The sequence below is a fragment of the Daejeonella sp. genome (assembly GCF_030695525.1).
GTDB lineage: Bacteria > Bacteroidota > Bacteroidia > Sphingobacteriales > Sphingobacteriaceae > Daejeonella.
On the sequence record NZ_JAUYSS010000016.1, the window covers coordinates 17,443 to 35,022 of the forward strand.

At 40.9% G+C, this 17,580-nt stretch carries 13 protein-coding genes; 3 read left to right on the plus strand and 10 right to left on the minus strand.

Going from position 1 to position 17,580, the window contains the following annotated elements; translation table 11 throughout:
* Positions 1-29: 29 nt before the first annotated feature.
* On the minus strand, positions 30-1,397 hold the full coding sequence (locus Q8S11_RS03400) for a hypothetical protein (protein ID WP_305660681.1): 1,368 nt from the start codon (positions 1,395-1,397) through the stop codon (positions 30-32).
* A 575-nt stretch (positions 1,398-1,972) separates the two neighbouring features.
* Here Q8S11_RS03400 and Q8S11_RS03405 point away from each other — a divergent pair.
* The 3 genes from Q8S11_RS03405 to Q8S11_RS03415 all read left to right on the plus strand — a co-directional run bounded on the left by Q8S11_RS03405 (position 1,973) and on the right by Q8S11_RS03415 (position 9,840).
* A complete protein-coding gene (locus Q8S11_RS03405) occupies positions 1,973-3,718 on the plus strand; it encodes a hypothetical protein (RefSeq protein ID WP_305660682.1) in 1,746 nt (581 codons plus the stop codon).
* Positions 3,719-4,052: 334 nt separating this feature from the next.
* On the plus strand, positions 4,053-8,882 hold the full coding sequence (locus tag Q8S11_RS03410; RefSeq protein ID WP_305660683.1) for an FG-GAP-like repeat-containing protein: 4,830 nt from the start codon (positions 4,053-4,055) through the stop codon (positions 8,880-8,882).
* 70 nt (positions 8,883-8,952) lie between these two features.
* Positions 8,953-9,840, plus strand: a complete 888-nt coding sequence (locus Q8S11_RS03415) for a PorP/SprF family type IX secretion system membrane protein (RefSeq protein WP_305660684.1) — start codon at positions 8,953-8,955, stop codon at positions 9,838-9,840.
* A gap of 521 nt (positions 9,841-10,361) precedes the next feature.
* Here the strand turns inward: Q8S11_RS03415 and Q8S11_RS03420 are convergent.
* The 9 genes from Q8S11_RS03420 to Q8S11_RS03460 all read right to left on the minus strand — a co-directional run bounded on the left by Q8S11_RS03420 (position 10,362) and on the right by Q8S11_RS03460 (position 17,504).
* Positions 10,362-11,021 carry an SOS response-associated peptidase gene (locus Q8S11_RS03420; protein ID WP_305660685.1) on the minus strand — a complete coding sequence of 220 codons (660 nt, stop codon included), beginning with the start codon at positions 11,019-11,021 and terminating at the stop codon, positions 10,362-10,364.
* A gap of 215 nt (positions 11,022-11,236) precedes the next feature.
* Positions 11,237-11,455, minus strand: coding sequence for a helix-turn-helix transcriptional regulator (locus tag Q8S11_RS03425; RefSeq protein WP_305660686.1), 219 nt, complete (start codon positions 11,453-11,455; stop codon positions 11,237-11,239).
* Positions 11,456-11,458: 3 nt separating this feature from the next.
* The gene (locus Q8S11_RS03430) at positions 11,459-11,998 is read right to left on the minus strand and encodes a DUF2975 domain-containing protein (protein ID WP_305660687.1); all 540 of its coding nucleotides are present in this window, start codon (positions 11,996-11,998) and stop codon (positions 11,459-11,461) included.
* 211 nt (positions 11,999-12,209) lie between these two features.
* Positions 12,210-12,461, minus strand: a complete 252-nt coding sequence (locus Q8S11_RS03435; RefSeq protein ID WP_305660688.1) for a hypothetical protein — start codon at positions 12,459-12,461, stop codon at positions 12,210-12,212.
* A gap of 66 nt (positions 12,462-12,527) precedes the next feature.
* Positions 12,528-13,100 carry a dihydrofolate reductase family protein gene (locus Q8S11_RS03440; RefSeq protein WP_305660689.1) on the minus strand — a complete coding sequence of 191 codons (573 nt, stop codon included), beginning with the start codon at positions 13,098-13,100 and terminating at the stop codon, positions 12,528-12,530.
* 190 nt (positions 13,101-13,290) lie between these two features.
* Positions 13,291-14,058, minus strand: coding sequence for a hypothetical protein (locus Q8S11_RS03445; protein ID WP_305660690.1), 768 nt, complete (start codon positions 14,056-14,058; stop codon positions 13,291-13,293).
* Between the two features lie 213 nt (positions 14,059-14,271).
* Complete coding sequence (locus Q8S11_RS03450) at positions 14,272-15,573, minus strand: MFS transporter (protein ID WP_305660691.1); 1,302 nt, start codon at positions 15,571-15,573, stop codon at positions 14,272-14,274.
* 416 nt (positions 15,574-15,989) lie between these two features.
* Positions 15,990-16,589 carry a transposase gene (locus Q8S11_RS03455; RefSeq protein WP_371135124.1) on the minus strand — a complete coding sequence of 200 codons (600 nt, stop codon included), beginning with the start codon at positions 16,587-16,589 and terminating at the stop codon, positions 15,990-15,992.
* A gap of 3 nt (positions 16,590-16,592) precedes the next feature.
* Positions 16,593-17,504, minus strand: coding sequence for a transposase (locus tag Q8S11_RS03460; RefSeq protein WP_305660692.1), 912 nt, complete (start codon positions 17,502-17,504; stop codon positions 16,593-16,595).
* Between the last annotated feature and the right edge of the window lie 76 nt (positions 17,505-17,580).

Here is a 17,580-nt window from a genome sequence, read left to right on the forward strand (position 1 = left end):
TCAGACTTCAGACCTCTTACCTCAATCTACTACTGATCAAACCCCCGAATATACGGCCTTGCCGGCGGTCTTTCCCCTTTGCTGAACTGTGCACCTCTGGTAGAGCGGTATTTAATGTTCAGTGCCGTTGTTTCGAGTCGGCGTCCGACTGGAGAGTACTTGCTGCCTTCCCAGTTTGATTCCATATAGAAGTTTGTAATACCGGTCGACAATAAGAGTCGCTCGGCATTGAAGGGTTCCTTTTTAGTGACCATCATCTCTGTGATCCAATGCGGTTGAGCGTTAGAAGCATGATATTGGTCGTATGGTCCGGCCCAGCCCAGCATGGAGATGATCGTCGGATCATTTTTTCCTGCGATTTCACCTGCATAAGTCCAGCCCACACCCCTTCCACCAATTACGGCCGCTTTTGTTCCGTCATTATAGTCGATGACACATATATTTGTTTGTGGGCTTTCCTGGAAAAAACCTGACTTAAATTCAAATCTTTTTGCAACAGCATCAAGCAATTTGCCGGCCCATGGATTTTGTTCAACCCATTTCCAGGCTTCTGGCCCGCGAATAGATTGTATTGACTTTACACCCGATTCACCGCCCTTTCGGCGCTCAACAAAGCACTGAAGCACATCAATAGCATGGAAAATGCCACCTTCATCTCCCGCACCTCCAATCACGATTGAATTCTTTATAGGAGTATCGATATCGATTTCGATCTCAGGTTTGCGGTAATAGACCGGTATTGAGGAACCTCCTGTTAAAGGAAAGTTCAGCTCGCGGGATTTGTCAAACATCCACTTTGCCTCATCCCAATTGTAGGAGAGGTGCTTGTCATTAAAGACCGGCACCGAGCGTTTGCTTTGTTCAAAAACCCGCACAACCTGTTGGTAGATCCACCAGCGCGGCAGGAGCCAGTGTCCCCTGAGGTCGGTTGCATATTCCCCATGTTCTGCAACGATGACAACCCCATCTACTGCAAGTTCTTTGCCTCCAAGTGTCAGGGCTTCTGCTACTGTTTTAAAGACCGGTATTCCTTTCGCTTTGGCAACTTTCTGACCCAGTAAGCTTTCGTCATGCTGGTGCATATAAATTGATACAACATCTACCCTCGACGGAGTATAGGCGCCATCCCACCAATAACCATCAATCAGTTTATTTACGATCCAGTCGGCATGCGATCTCGTGTAGGCCCAATAGCTGGCCAGAACGGCGATGCGCGGCCTTGCCTGGGCTGTTTTTCCAAAAGTAGTATTTGAGAGGCCAGTCAGAGCCGTTAAACCTGCCATACCCGTTATCCCGAGCATTTGACGCCGGGTGAAATGAGGGTTTGCCTCCATGATTTCAGTCATTTGGAAGGAATCTGCAGCTCCTGTTGCAATTTCCGCTTGTTTCTTTGCCATAAGGTTTTATTTCTTGTTTAGGAATTAATATTAGGCCTTGTCATTTAATCTGGATTCGGAAACTAAATTAACAATTATTCAATGATTAGAAATGAATAAATGCCATGGTGTGTAATAAATCAGTAGAGGTAAAACATCAATTTTGGTAATCGATTGAAAACTGTACAACAATAATTCGCTATTGTACAGTTTAAGTGCAGCGGGGCTCTACGGATTGTCAAATGAGGAGGTTCTCAAGACTCCTCATTCCATGAATTATACCAATTAAATCTTACGAATCAGAGCGTTTCAATTCTATAGTTAACTAAGCCTTAATCCTCCTGTTAAAATTTAAGCATCAATTAAAATAGTTGAATACGTTATTCTGTCAGAAATATTTAGATTTTTAACAAGTGAACAGTGAGTGAGTCTTAGGATTCCTATTTTTAGATTAATACAAAGGTAGAGGTATTTAACTATGCTAAATTGCCAGAAGGTAAATTTGTACGAGCAACCTCATAGTCAAAAGATTTGATACATTTGCCTTTTAAGCCCTTTTTGCTTTAAAACTTTTGTTATTTAGTCTTTCCGGATAAATGAAAATATTGCCTGCTCTATCATTATTTCTTTTATACTGGAGTTTTACTGCTAATGCTCAAAGTCGCCTGATTGCTCCATATATCAATGCCTGGAAAACCTCCGACACCTCTCAAACCCATAAAGCGGAACAGACCTATAGCCTGTTAAAAGAAAAGCAGGATGTGCTTGAATATCGCCAGATAGTCAATGAGATGTACGCCTATTTAAAAGATCGCCCAAATGACAGGTTGTGGATTAGAACAGTGATGTATGATGTCTTTGGGAAAATTGAACTGGGTATCTGGACTGAAGCAGATTTTTCCAAAGACCGTCTTAAACTATTGAAGTGTATAAAATTGGCCAGCCAATTAAAAGATAATCAGTTAACTGCTGAACTATATGCCCAATATGCCGAGCTGAATAGAAAAAACAGCAATTATGTACTATATAATTTAAAGGCAGTAGAATTGCAGAAAAAGGTTGGTTTATCCCATTTTGAGTTCGTTGCTAACCGTTATTTTAATATAAGTTTCGGTCTATATACTAATGAGGATTACAGACAAAGTATCAATTACGGACTTAAATGTTTGTCCTTAAATAGTGAAAAAAGGAAGGCATTTGACCCACACTTGCAGATTCTGCAAACAGATATCGTTGGTGCATCTTACTTTAAGTTGGGTAAACTCGATAGCTCAAAGCATTTCTATCAACAGATCTTACATACTCTAACTAAAATACCAGACCCGGATACTAACTATCAAGACCTATGGCTGGCCATTGCTAAAGGTAATATGGGAAGGGTTTTAGCCCGTCAAAATCAAGCTGTCAAGGCTATTCCATTGCTTAATGAGTATTTAGCAAGCAGTTTGCGTCTAAACTCATTTAATAATGTCGCCGTGGCCGAAAGTAGTTTGGGCGGTGTCTATTTTAAAAATAAGGAGTATGGTACCGCATTAAATAAATTTAGAAATAGCTATCGATATGCCACAAAGGAAGACATGCTAAGCGAAAAGTTTATTGCGAGTAAAGGATTAGCTGATGTTTTCCGCGCAATCAAGCAAACGGATAGCGCTTTCGCCTATTATGCCTTATACCAGCAACACAGGGACAAATTAATCGAAAGGGTGAATAAGGGTAAATTGTCAGCAATGAATGCCCGAATCGCATTTGATAACATGCAGGCGAGCTTAAATGAAGCAGAAACGACCATTTCGAACCAGCGTTTAATCAGAAATCTCATCCTGGTGACTATTGTTCTCCTAACCGTTATTGCCTTGCTTTTTTACAACAGAAAAATGCTCAGGCAAAAACATGTTGCTGAAACCTTGAAAAGGGAGAGAAAGCTCGCTGAGCAGAAGGCCGAGCAAGCAAGAAGCCAAATAGTAACTTTTAAAGAGAATATTATTGAGAAGGAAAACCTAATATTTAAACTTCAAAAGCAACTGGCATTTGATAACAAGCAGTTAAACGAAAGCCTTTTACAATATACGCTGGTTACAGATACAGAATGGGAAAAATTCAGATTAGAATTTTCTAAGGCCTATCCGGATTTTTTACCATCATTACAACAAATACTTCCAGCGATAAATCCAGCCGAAGAGCGCTTAGCTACACTTTTGTGTCTGAAACTTACAAGCAATCAAATCGCCAATACTTTGGGCATTGGCAAGGAGAGTGTAGGCAGAAGCAAACGCAGGTTAAAGCAACGTCTGAATCTGGAAACCGGAGCCAAATTGGAAGACTTCATTTATAGTTTAACCTAGGAATTTGACTTGGGTTTAGGTATTAGTTTTTAGGTATTAGGTACTAGGCATTTGGCTTAGGTATTAAGGCTTAGGCTGTTTTAATTTCGCTCCCCCCGGCTCTTAAATCTCCTCATATTTTACACTGTCACGCCCCTAATGCCTCTCTCTTTCTTAATTGTCCGTTTTTTGTCCGCCCACATTCCTAGTAAAAGCAGGCCTAAGTTTTGATTTTTGCTCAATGAATCAGTTAAAAAACTATAAATGGTTCATCATTATTGTTATTGTCGCTTTAACAGCGATGGCAATGGTGTGGTGGTACTTCGAAAAACGCATCAATCAAATTTAAAGCAGCATGGAAAGAAATTCGCAAGCTTCATTCTCAAAAAGACTTATTAAACCTAGTATTGCTTATTGCCTGCTATTGGTGTGTTTATTTCTAATAGCAAATACCGTTCAGGGGCAAACCTACACAAGTGAACAGAACTTCGTCGTAAATGCTGATGGTCGATATCAATTTTCAGTGAAGGGTGGGGCTGGAAGTGGTAAATTAAATGGCGATGTAAGAGACCCCAGTGCCGTATCAGCAAATGGAAACTGGGGCGGAACAGGCGCAACCATTACTGCTGATTTTTATTTATTAAAAGATGATACTGTTTATGTCGTACCAGGAGCTGCTGGACAATATGATCATGCTCCGGTTGGAGGAGGTGGAGGAGGATCCGCAGTCATCGTAAACCGTCTCGGTAATTTTCATCTTTTGGTAGTAGCCGGTGGAGGTGGTGGTGGAGGCTTTACTGAAATCGGCCTTGGAGGTAGTATAACTAATTATAATGGTACACAAACTGCTGCTGGCGGAACGGGAGATGTTGCTGGTGGCGGCGGTGGAGGAGGGGTAGGCGCAGGATTTGGTGGTGGTTCAGGGAACAATACCAACGGTGGATCTCCGGGCATTATTGCCAATTATGTAGCTGCATCAGCAGGATCGGCCGTGAATGGTTCAAATGGCGCTAGTGGTTTTGGGGCCGGTGGCGGTGGTGGGGTAGCGAACAGGATTCCATCAACTCCAGGCGGCGGCGGTGGCGGTGGCGGTTATATTGGGGGTAATGGGGCGGCACCAGGCACTTCTGCTCCAGGAGGTACTTCTTATGTTAACAATACAGAAGTAGGTTTTTCTGCTTTATATATGAGCGCAATGGCTGGCATAGATGGCGGCAATACCGCATACAGTGGCAATGCAGGTTCCGTTACGGTTACCGTCTTGCCACCGCCACCCACAATAACCTCTTTTAGTCCTCTACAGGCCAAACCAGGTGATGCGGTAACGATTAGTGGTACAAACTTTAATACGACCCCTGCCAATAACATAGTATTTTTTGGTGCAACCAAAGCAACAGTTACAATGGCAAATGCTACCACTTTAACGGTAACAGTGCCCGCAGGGGCTACCAATTCTGTGATCAGTGTTTTAAATACCGGAACAAACTTAACCGCATATAGTCAGAAAGCTTTTCTACCAATATTTATTCCTGTAAAAAGCAGTATCGATCTTACTGATTTTGTTCCGCGAGTGAATTTTACAGCGGGTACTAACCCCGGCTATGTCACCATGGGCGATCTGGATGGCGATGGTAAACCGGATATGGCTGCAAGCAATCAGGCTGACAATACCGTTTCTGTTTTTCTAAATAACGGCAGTCTGGGCAATCCCTCTTTCGCAGCGGGTATCACTTTAACAACAGGGCAAGCTCCTCAGGGTGTTGCCATTGGCGATATCGATGGGGATGGTAAACCGGATATGGCGGTAACAAGTTATAATAGTAATCTTGTTTCTGTATTTCGCAATACGAGCACCACAGGCAATATCAGCTTTGCTGCCAAGGTGGATATTGCACTTGGTTCCTGTCCGTTTTTCGTAGTGATCAGGGATATTGACAGGGATGGAAGGGCCGATATGGTTACAGCAAATAAAGATGCCAATACCGTGTCAATTGTTTTAAATACCGGGGAGGTAGGAAGTATCAGCTTTGCAGCAAGGGTAGATTTAAATACTGGTTTAAAACCCTATTCTGTAGCCGTTGGTGATCTGGATGGAGATGGAAAACCGGATGTGGCGGCTTCCGCTTTTGAGGCAAATAGTATGGTGGTATTTCGTAATAAAAGTACTGTCGGGAATGTTAGTTTTGACGCGAGACAAGATTTCGCAGTTACCACACCTTATTCAATTTCCATCGGCGATTTGGACGGAGATGGAAAATCGGATTTAGTAACTGGTAATTTATCTTCCAATAATATCTCTATTTTCAGAAACATGAGTGTAGTGGGAACTATTTCATTTGCTGGCAGAAGTGATATTGCTATCGGGCAACGCATCTATAACGTTGCGGTTGGAGATCTGGATGGCGATGGGAAAAACGACCTTGTTACTTCAAATTACACAAACAGTACCGTTTCTATTCTACAAAATACAGGTAGTTCGGGTACTATCAGTTATGCACCACAAGTGGCCTTACCAACAGGCGCCGGACCTAATTATGTATCTATTGCTGATATGGATGGCGATAGTAAGCCGGATCTGCTTGTAACCAATTATGATGCTAATTCAATTTCCATACTTAGAAATGACCCGGTAGTTCTGAATGTTTCGGGTGCCTTATCGGCCGTAAACACCACTTACGGAGTAGCATCAGCAAGTCCCACAAGTTTTACAGTATCAGGAACAAATATGCAGGCTGGCGTTACCATAACTCCACCGGTGGGCTATGAAGTATCTCAAACAGCAGGTGGAGCATCAGGATATGCTGGTAGCGGAACGGCAATTGTTGTAGGTGCAGCCGGCACGATTCCTTCAACCACAGTATATGTACGTTTGGCTGCTAACCTTATCATAGGTGCTTATTCAGGAAATATAGTTTGCAGCAGTACTCGTACAACGTCAATAAATATTGCCACGGTGTCGAGTACCGTAAGCCCGGCTCCACTGACCATTACTGCTTCTAATACTAGTAAAACATATGGTACAACCTTGGCAGGCGGAGCAGGTTCAATAGCATTTACAGCAGTCGGACTTCAAAATTCAGAAACAATTGGTTCAGTAAGCATTGTTTACACTGCCGGAGCCGGCAACGGCAATACGGCTACTGATGCTGTGGGAATCTATACTGCTAAAGTGACCCCGACAACAGCAACAGGAGGAACCTTTACAGCAGCTAACTATACGATCAGCTATTCAGCCGGGAACATCGCTGTTACTCCTTCAACATTGAGCATTACCGCTGCGAACGCCAGCAAAACCTATGGCACAACCTTAACGGGAGGCGCCGGCTCTGCCGCCTTTACTGCAACAGGATTATTGAATTCAGAGACCATCGGTTCTGTTAGCATTGCTTACACAGCCGGAGCCGGCTCCGGCAATACGGCTACTGATGCCGTGGGAACCTATACTGCTAAAGTAATTCCATCAGCTGCAACTGGCGGCACATTTACAGCAAGCAATTATGCGATCACGTATACAGCCGGGAACATCGCTGTTACTCCAGCTGCATTGAGCATTACCGCTGTGAACGCCAGCAAAACCTATGGCACAACCTTAATGGGAGGCGCCGGCTCTACCTCCTTTGCTGCAACTGGATTAGTGAACGCAGAAACCATTGGTTCGGTAAGCATTGCATACACAACCGGAGCTGGCAACGGCAATACGGCTACTGATGCTGTGGGAATCTATACTGCTAAAGTGACCCCGACAACAGCAACAGGGGGAACCTTTACAGCAGCTAACTATACGATCAGCTATTCAGCCGGGAACATCGCTGTTACTCCTGCAACATTGAGCATTACCGCTGCGAACGCCAGCAAAACCTATGGCACAACCTTAACGAGAGGAACCGGCTCTGCCGCCTTTACTGCAACAGGTTTAGTGAATTCAGAAACCGTTGGTTCAGTAAGCATTGCTTACACAGCCGGAGCCGGCAATGGCAATACGGCTACTGATGCTGCTGGCATATATACCGGTAAGGTAATTCCCGGTGCTGCTACAGGGGGCACATTCGTGGCAGCTAACTATGCCATTACTTATACTCCAGGAAATATTCTGATTACTAAAGCCCCGCTAACTATTACAGCACTAAATAAAACGCGGAACATGGGAACCTCTGATCCTGTATTTGCCGGTATTTATACTGGTTTTGTGAATGCTGAGACGGAGGCAAACCTAAGCGTACCACCAGTATTCAGTACAACAGCAACATTATTGTCTTCAGCGGGTACTTATCCGATCAGTCCTTCTGGTGCTGTATCAAATAATTATGACATCACCTATGTGAATGGAGTTTTAACAGTTGTTTCGGTTAGTAATTTAGCTCCTACATTAGCTGCTATTGCCAATCAGTTGATCTGTTTCACGTCTCAGACACAAAACATTTCCTTGAGTGGCATTACACCCGGCACTGAAGCTGCCCAGCTAGTTACCTTATCAGTAAGCAGCAGTAACAGTAGTCTGTTCCGTACCATGACTGTAACCTCAGGGAGTAATGGCACAGGTATCCTGAGTTATTCTGTCAATCCGGGTGCATCAGGAACTGCAACAGTAACTCTTACGGTCAAAGATGACGGTGGAACAGACTTCGGTGGAACAGATACTTTCAGCAGAACGTTTACCATTACGGTTAATCCCATACCTATGATTTCCATTAGCAGCAGCTCCGGATCAGAGATAAGTAAGGGTATAACAACGGTGCTTACCGCAACAGGCGGTACAAGTTATACATGGTCAACAGCTTCGGGTATCATCGGCGGACAAAATACAGCAGCCCTGAGCGTGAGGCCATCACTTACTACTACCTATACCGTTACGGCAACAAATGCATCCGGATGTACATCTAGCCAAAATTTTACTGTGAATGTATTAGATGATTTTCAGGCTGTGGAAGGAATCAATGTTATGACCCCAAATGGTGATGGTAAGAACGATGCACTTGTAATCAAAAACCTGGATATGTTTCCAGACAATACACTAAGGATCTTTGATCGTGGAGGCCGACAAATTTATGTGAAGAAAAACTATACGAATGACTGGGTTGGAACATTAAATGGCTCTGCCTTAAAGGATGATACGTATTACTATATTCTTGAATTTGGAAATGGAGGACGTATCAAAGGCTTTGTCAGTATTGTGGGAAATAGATAGGAAATATTTTAAGACTGATAAGCTGAACCCGAAATTCAGTAAGCGGATTTACAAGTATAAAGCAATAAACATGAAACGAACATATAGAAATATAATCAATAAATTGACATTAGCTCTGTTTACATTTACTGTGAATCAGGCTTCTGCGCAGTTAAATCCAATGGGATCAGTGTATTTCCAGAATCAGTACCTTGCTAATCCCTCTTTTGCAGGTATCAACAATGGTCTAATCCTGAATGCCGGCTACAGTAAACAATTAACAAGCTTTCCGGGCAGTCCATCCATTCAGTCTGTTACTGTTGAATATGCAATGACCCCAAAAGCAGGTTTAGGACTTAATGTGTATAATGAGGAAGCAGGATTATTGCAAAGAACTCGCGCTTTGATGAGTTATGCTTATCATTTACCCCTGAGTGAAAACGCTAGTAGTAAATTATCCTTCGGTCTTTCAATGGGTGTTTTGAGCGAGCGTATTATGAGTGAAAATTTGAACGGAGACCCAAACGATACCGAGTTGGGAAATTACAATAACCGTAAAGCTTATCTCGACGGTGATTTTGGTATAGCCTATAGCAGCAATAAATTGAATATACAGGCAGCCTTTCCAAATCTTAAGAGTGTTTTCAAAAAAGACCTGATTCAAAACACCTTAGACCGTTCTACCTTCTTTTCGGCAATTAGCTATAAAATGGTTTTGGGGTCAGAATTTGATCTGGAGCCAAAGATTGCTTATCGCGGTGTAAAAGGCTTTGACAATATTATTGATGCAGGAGCTAATTTTAGTTATCTGGACAAGGTCAACTTTTTCAGCATGTATCACAGTTCAAAGAGTTCCAGTTTTGGTTTAGGGATGATTTACCAGTCGTTTGCCATTATGGGAATGTACACAACCTCTACATCAGCATTTAGTAATTATACGAATGGTAATTTTGAAATCAGTTTGAAATTGAATTTATAAGGTGTTAAAATTGGCGGTGGATAAAGGGGCAAGGATAATGTCTTTAATAGGGTATTTTGAGTCAAATCATCTCCGAGTACTAATCTTAAACCAGGGTGGATGTGAAGCTCAATTTCAAAGAGTTAAACTCTGCAGATTTTATGAATGGTAATTATGATTCATATTTCCTGGGAATAGCATTCACAACTATACAACAGCCATTCAATATTGCACTGAGAAATCTTTTCTTTAACCACTGTAACCTCTTCAGTAGGACATTAATGCTCCCTATTGAACAAAATAGGCTGTTTATTATTACTGCGATTGTATACGTGATCGATTTCACCTTCAACAAATTGCATCATTAAAACCAAGACTGAATTTATTATCCTCACAAATAATCAATTAAACTCATCGGATGACTTGAGTCATCAGATGAGTTTAATAGCTGTTGTACAGTTTTAGCGCAGCGCCTCTACGGATTGTTTAGTCTGACAGAACATACCGATTTGCGAACATTGCCATAATATGAACAGGAATTCCTATGATTTAAACAATTGTTCATACTCCTCTGAATCTCCAACTCTATTTATTGCAGCTTTTTCCAATAACTGATCGGGGATGGCTTCCAATACTTGCAACCTTTCATCCAGCGGCATTTCCCGGCTGATCCAAAGTTTGGCCGATTTCTCAGTTAAAAGACAGGGCATACGATCATGAATGCTTTTCATGAACTCGTTTGGGCTACGGGTAATGATGGTACAACTGTTTATGATCTCACCTGTAGATTTATCGGTCCAGGAATCCCAAAGTCCAGCCATAAGGGTAAATTGCTGATCTTTCATCCTGATCAGGAAAGGCTGTTTAAGATTTCCCTTTTCATTCAACTTTTTCCATTCATAGAATCCATCAGTTATGATCACACAGTGGCGTTTGCCTAATAAATTCTTCCATGTTCCCGATTCCTGCAGATTTTCAAGGCGTGCATTAAAACTGCTGAATTTGGGTTTCTCCTTAGCCCAAAATGGGATTAAACTCCAGTAAAAATATTGCAGTTCTTCCGGTTTTTCATCTGTAATTACAGGTAGCTCAAGCGTTGGAGGCAGGTTGATACTTCCCGGTTTAATTAATTGATCAGCATATTTAAGATGCAGCTTCCTTGCAATAAATTCCTGATCTGAAGTTGAAACTCTGCCACACATTTATAAAGGGTGTTAAATGCAATTATAAAATTAATTTATTTGCTATGAATGAAGATTCTACTCATAAAAGGGTTTAAACCCGAAAGCTGAAAAATAGCAGACTGTCGCAGACTGTCCGTAGAGTTTAGCGCAGCGCCTCTACGGATTGTCAAATGATGAGGAGTCTTCCGACTCCTCTGATTTTAAATTGGGTTAATCTGATCTGAAAATCAATATTATATTCCTTTATCCTTATTATCATATTCCAAAATGTCACCGGGCTGACAATCCAGGGCTTTGCATATTGCATCTAAAGTGCTGAATCGGATTGCCTTTGCCTTTCCGGTTTTTAAGATTGAAAGATTGGATAATGTCAAATCAACTTTTTCGGAAAGTTCATTCAGAGATATTTTTCTCTTTGCCATCATCACATCCAGGTTTACAATGATCGGCATAGATTAAACTGTTAAATCGTTTTCATTTTGGATTTCAATTCCCCTTTTAATAATGGTCGCAATAATATAGATTATCGCTGACATCAGAATAAAGGCCTCACTGTCTGCCCAAAACCTGTCCAGTGTATCAACTTCAAATCCCCGATGCATTAAATTTTTGGTTGTATGTTGAGCTAAGGAGCTTAATAATCCAATGGAAAGTGTAAAGTAGCTTATTTGGGTTATTTGTTTTGAAACAAAACTGTTGAATGGTCTTGCCAGATCTAGTTTGCTGATTAGTATTATCACCAGATAAAATAAGTATGCTTTCAAAATCGAAATGGCCAGGATAAAGGTGTACATATTGAAATAAGCCCATTTGCTCATTGTATAGAGTTCACTTAAGTCCAGCTTTTGATATAAGTTTTGGATAATTTGTGGCTTAAACAAACTGTATAAAAAATTCACAATTAAAGCTCCGGCTTCAATGCACAAGCCAACGAAAATTACCCAGGCCACAATACTCAGGAAGGTAAATACGTAATTGTTTTTCTTTTCCATCATTTAAAAAATTTAATTTTATGTCGCAAAATAATAATTATTTATTGATAAACAATAAATATACATTAATTATCAAATAAAATAAATTTCTTGTTCGTTGGATTAATAACTCTTGATGAGTAGTGGTCTTGTAGAAGGAGCGCCAAAATGTAGTAATGATAAAACTATCAGGAGGAGTAAATTTGATTAGGCAAATTGAATCTTGAACTCTTGTCTATTTTAACTTCCGATCTTTTAAAATACTATCTAATTCCTGATTATTATAGTTCGACTTATTGACCAGCTTATATGCTAAGAACAGAGGGATTAGTGTCACCAATCCCAAAGTGTTTTTCACAACACTGTAAACAACAATCCCAACAAGAAATCCAATTAATACAGCATTCATAATTGAATTTGATTTCATTTTTTTCGCTTCCTGCAATAATTCTTCGTCTGTTAATTCTGAGAGCTTTTTTTCTGTCATTTTCTATATTTTTTATTGAATTATATTTTCAATGTTCTCTTTTTACGAGCTTTTACCTTTCAGCTTTCAACTTTTGGCTTTCTCATAGTGTAGTGCAATCACTCCACAGGCAAATGATTTCGTTTCTATAAGATTCAACTTAGTCGTTTCCCTTATACCCTTAAATAAAGGAATGCCCTGTCCCAGTAAGACCGGATTAACAAATAGCCAAAACTCGTCAATCAGATCTTCACTTAGTAAGGAATGAGACGCAGTCGGACTTCCAAAGATTAATATATTCTTCCCTTCCTGATTCTTTATTTTATTGATGTTGTCTACTAGTTTGTCGCTAATAACAATGGTATTTTCAAGTCCCTTTTCGCTGATTGTCCTTGATAAAACAAGTTTGGATACTTTTTTGTACCAGGCCGCATGTTCTTTGTCGTGTTTTGAAGCATTTGGATGATCAGCAGCGGTGGGCCAATAACTTTCCATCAATTGATAAGTTACCCGACCGTAAAGTGCTGTGTCGGCTTTGTCTGTCATTGTAGCAACAAAGTCAAAGATATCATCGTCTAATTTTGCCCAATTCAATTCTCCATTAGGTCCTGCAACAAAACCATCAAGTGAAGTGTGCATAAAAAAAATTAAATTTCTCATGTTGTTATTTGATAATGCTATTCATGTATTCTTTTAATGGCCTGTTCAATTGCTTTCAGCTTAATGCTGATTTACCATCTTCCCCGAACCCTGCAAAGCCAGCAGCGAAAGTCCCGCGGCAATTGTCAGATAATAGCTCACATAGGCTATTCCTTAATTCTGCGCATGGGTGGTGGGCCACCATGACATCTCATTTGGCGCCATATCTTCCCGATGGTTCAGCATCTAACATCTTATAATTTTTGATTGTCTTGCGCGTAAGTTCATTCACAATTACTGTGTCATAGGTACGGGATCTGTAGTTTTTGGATATAAAATACGCGAGGCTATCTTTGATCTGTATTGATTTAAATGAATTAAATGCAGCTGTTTCCCTGTTGTACAAATCATCAAATCGGTAAACATAATCCCCTGTTTTCAGCTTGAGTTTACCAACCATTCCAATTGTATTAACATAAACGAAGTCGTCTTTGATATAAGCAGGGCCGAGGTTAAAGCCTGCGACTGGTGCTTCCCAAATGCGTTGCTTTTTTGCCATGTCAAACATTTCTGCACTTGAACCGCCTTCAGTTGCAAAGTTTTCTTCATAGACAACAACAAGATTCTGATGATCAACGATAGCCAGATAAATATTCCCGATCCATGCATCGGTATTTAGACGGACAGAATCTTTTATTTTTGAGCCCCAGGAAATGCGCCCATCAGTAGTTATTCTGAAGACAATACTATCTATAACTGCTGACAGGGTATCAGGTTCTAATTCCATTTTTTTCGGGTCTGATGCTTTTGTCATCTTTACTAAGCCAGAGTTGAGTGTAGTATCTGCTGACAAATTATCAGGATGAGAAGATTGTTGATTTGTCATTGTATCAGTATTCTTGTCATTACTCGCTGTCTTTTTGTTTTTACATGCGGAGCAGAAGAATATGATTGAGGCTACTATTACGATGACTTTCATATTGCAGCTATATGTTTATCTAATATATAAATTGTGTAGGTCTCTTTAAATAAAAAAAGCTTGGCATTGGAGATTCAACAATCTCTAATTTAAACAAAGTATTCCTCTTTCTGTAGTTTAAGCGAAGAATCTCTACAAACTGGAGGTGCTATTTATGTACCCATCTTATTAACTGGTATCTATTTATGGCTTTTAGCTTTTAGCTTTCTGCGTTCAGCTTTCATCTTTGGGTTCATTCATCATCTTCACCGAACCCAGCAAAGCCAGCAGCGAAAGTCCTGCAGCAATGGTCAGATAATAGCCCACATAGGCAAGTCCATAATTCTGTGCCAGGGTAGTGGCTAAATAGGGGGTGAGGGATGCTCCCAAAATCCCGGCAAGGGTAAATGCCAGCGAAGCACCGGTATAACGAACAGGTGCCGGAAAGATCCCTGCCAGCGCAGTGCCTATTGGTCCGTAGCTAAGTCCCATCAGGAACATACCCAGCGACAGGAATATTCCCGTCAAAACTAGGTTGTCTTCGATGAATATAAACTCGAAAAAAAGTCCGAATAACATGATTCCGATACTTGCTGCCATTAGCATTTTATTGCGTCCGTATTTATCAGCCAGCCAGGCAGAAAGGGGGATACCTATTCCGAAGAACAGCATGGAGATCATTTGAAGGATCAGGAAATCACTTTTTGTATAATTCAGCGACGATGTACCCCAGCTCAGCGTAAATACGGTCATTAAATAGAACAGCAGGAAGGTGGTAATCGTGACCAGTGTACCTAAGGTAATGGCTTTGGTATGTTTTACAAAAACATCTTTAACCGGCATTTTTGAGCGCTGATCATTTTCGACGATCTTCATGAAATCAGGGGTTTCGGTAATTTTTAAACGTACATACAGACCCACAAATACGAGCAGGGCACTGGCTAAGAAAGGTATCCGCCAACCATAGTTGAAAAAGTCGCTTTCATTCATGGTTCTGCTCAGTATAAAAAAGGAGCCGGTCGATAAAAGGAAACCTATAGGTGCACCTAATTGTGGAAACATTCCGTACCATGCTTTTTTATGAGGTGGGGCATTTTCTGTCGCAAGTAATACAGCACCTCCCCATTCACCGCCCAGGCCTAATCCCTGACCGAAACGAAATACGGCCAGTAAGATCGGGGCAGCAATGCCAATGGAAGCGTAGCCCGGCAAGAGTCCGATGGCCACAGTTGATGGACCCATAGTCATTAGTGAGGCAACAAGTGTTGCCTTACGTCCCTTACGGTCCCCGAAATGTCCGAATAGTGCTGCACCTAATGGCCTTGCAAAAAAAGCCAGAGCAAAAGTTGCCAGCGACTCGAGAGTTGCTATTTCAGGATCTGAAGCCGAGAAAAATAATTTTGGAAAGACCAGCACCGCAGCAGTGGCATAAATGTAAAAATCGAAAAACTCAATGGTAGTGCCTATGAGGCTCGCTGCAAGAATACGGCGTACCGGATTTGCTTGGATAGGTGGCTGGGTCATAGACTCAAACATATGAAATTTGAGTTTATTTTTATCTGCTCTGTGTAGGCGAAAGGGTAATAATTTAGAAACGAGTCTGTCCTGTATGTACCGGATTTTATTTACTAATCCGTAGAGACGCTGTGCTAAATTCTATGGACAGTGGTGAGGCTGCGCTGAACTCTATGGACAAGAGGGACAAACGTCAGAGAGAATTAAATTGTCATTCGGCCTAAGTAGTATCTCCCCGTTAACCTTTTTTCCGACTTGGTTGGTGCGGTAGAGACAAGCCAAGCCCAAATACTAACTTTCGAAGCAGCAGACGCAGCGGCGGGGTGTATTCGTATTTGTATATTGTTGTCAAGGTGCTCATGGTCTCGTCGTTCCTCCTCGGCATGGTCCTTTTTTCCTGCGTGGCTGTTGCACAATGATTCAATTTCCTTAGACAATTATTTTGAACCAGAGGTCCAATTTAGTGTTGTATTAAATTTGACTAATTGAATCATCTCTTGGGTAAATAAAGTTATGAGTACCACTAAGGCATTTTTGATTATTTTTAGACTATCAATGACCCTTTTTTGATTTATTAGGACTTGTTCAATAGCATTTTTGGGCCTTGTTATGTTGTGTTTTAATAATTTTTTCAGATTGTAGGCTATTGCTGCCATCGTCAGGCATTTATTTGCCTGTACCCTTCCAAGGGTATTTACCTGTTTCATTCCCAGAAAGTTTACTAATGTCCCAATTACTGGTTTAACAGTACTTTGCCGTTGCTTCATTGCTATTTTGGCCTGATAAGATTGCATTCTTACATGCATTCTCTCATAATAAGGTCGATCAATAGTTTCTCGAATTCGTGTTTTGTGCTTCCCATAAGCAGTACAGCTTGCTTGAAATCTGCAATTTTTACATCCTGACCTGTCTAAACGATATTCTCTATTATAATATTTACCAAACTGATAAGTTCCACGATAGGTTAAACGTTTGTTGTTTCTGCACAGGTAATAATCTCCCTCTTTATTGTATGGGAAGTCCGCCCTTTCATAAATGAACTAGGCACGGTTTGGTATATACCCTTTAATATTGTTGTCTTCAAGTGACTGGAGGGCTTTTCCACTACTATAACCTGTATCTGCTACGATTTCCTCTAGTGTCATACCTAGTCCCTGAAGATTGTCTTTAAGCTGCTGAACGACCTCCGGAAGGCAATCACTATCCCGAAGATCTGCAGGAAAAGCCTGGATATGGGTGATGGTGTGAGAAGAGGTGTCTACACTAACTTGTCCTAAATAATTTAATGCAACTGCCTTTCCTGGTTTTACAGAAATCTTAGCTTCAGGATCATTTCGGTTATAATGTGTTTCATTTGCTGGATTTTGCTTTTGTTTAGGTTCTTTTGCTGGTGCTAACTTAACAATCGATGCAGATTCATCTTGCTCATTTTCGGCCAGTTCCTTGCCAAAGATCTCTGCATCATTCATGATTTCTCTGGATACCATACTGTCAAAAGAGGCGTTTGCTTTTACATAAACCCCATCAATTGCCTGTCTTTTACCGGATACCATTCCCTTATCTACACACTGCTTTAAGACATTTTTGAACAATTCCATAAACACTTCTTCACCATAAAGCTGCCTGGTTCTACTTAAAGTACTATGCCAGGGGAGTTCCTCATCGATATCATAGCCAATAAAATATAGGATATCTAAACGCATTTTAGAAATAGAAATAATGCGACGATCACTATTACAGTTTTCAAGATAACCAACTAGCATCAACTTCATAAATACAACAGGGTCAATACTTCGCTGACCTTCCGATCCATAATATTTGGCGGTGGCTTTATATAAAAAAGTAAAATCTATAAGTTGGTTTAATCTCCTGTAAAAATTGTCTTCGGGAACAGCGGATGAAAGCTGGAAATTTAAGAAGAGCTTTTCCTGATATTTTTTCTTGCCTTGCATGAACTAATTTCCACAAAATCAACTTTCTTTAAAAATTATAGTTATCAACCATTGTGAGTTGTGCAACAGCCACCTG

What these genes read in the sequence shown, in the direction of transcription:
- Q8S11_RS03435 (WP_305660688.1), bottom strand. Translation starts at nt 12,461, where the DNA reads ATGACAGAAAAAAAGCTCTCAGAATTAACAGACGAAGAATTATTGCAG.
- Q8S11_RS03425 (WP_305660686.1), bottom strand. Translation starts at nt 11,455, where the DNA reads ATGCCGATCATTGTAAACCTGGATGTGATGATGGCAAAGAGAAAAATA.
- Q8S11_RS03430 (WP_305660687.1), bottom strand. Translation starts at nt 11,998, where the DNA reads ATGATGGAAAAGAAAAACAATTACGTATTTACCTTCCTGAGTATTGTG.
- Q8S11_RS03445 (WP_305660690.1), bottom strand. Translation starts at nt 14,058, where the DNA reads ATGAAAGTCATCGTAATAGTAGCCTCAATCATATTCTTCTGCTCCGCA.
- Q8S11_RS03410 (WP_305660683.1), top strand. Translation starts at nt 4,053, where the DNA reads ATGGAAAGAAATTCGCAAGCTTCATTCTCAAAAAGACTTATTAAACCT.
- Q8S11_RS03400 (WP_305660681.1), bottom strand. Translation starts at nt 1,397, where the DNA reads ATGGCAAAGAAACAAGCGGAAATTGCAACAGGAGCTGCAGATTCCTTC.
- Q8S11_RS03450 (WP_305660691.1), bottom strand. Translation starts at nt 15,573, where the DNA reads ATGTTTGAGTCTATGACCCAGCCACCTATCCAAGCAAATCCGGTACGC.
- Q8S11_RS03460 (WP_305660692.1), bottom strand. Translation starts at nt 17,504, where the DNA reads ATGCAAGGCAAGAAAAAATATCAGGAAAAGCTCTTCTTAAATTTCCAG.
- Q8S11_RS03405 (WP_305660682.1), top strand. Translation starts at nt 1,973, where the DNA reads ATGAAAATATTGCCTGCTCTATCATTATTTCTTTTATACTGGAGTTTT.
- Q8S11_RS03420 (WP_305660685.1), bottom strand. Translation starts at nt 11,021, where the DNA reads ATGTGTGGCAGAGTTTCAACTTCAGATCAGGAATTTATTGCAAGGAAG.
- Q8S11_RS03440 (WP_305660689.1), bottom strand. Translation starts at nt 13,100, where the DNA reads ATGAGAAATTTAATTTTTTTTATGCACACTTCACTTGATGGTTTTGTT.
- Q8S11_RS03415 (WP_305660684.1), top strand. Translation starts at nt 8,953, where the DNA reads ATGAAACGAACATATAGAAATATAATCAATAAATTGACATTAGCTCTG.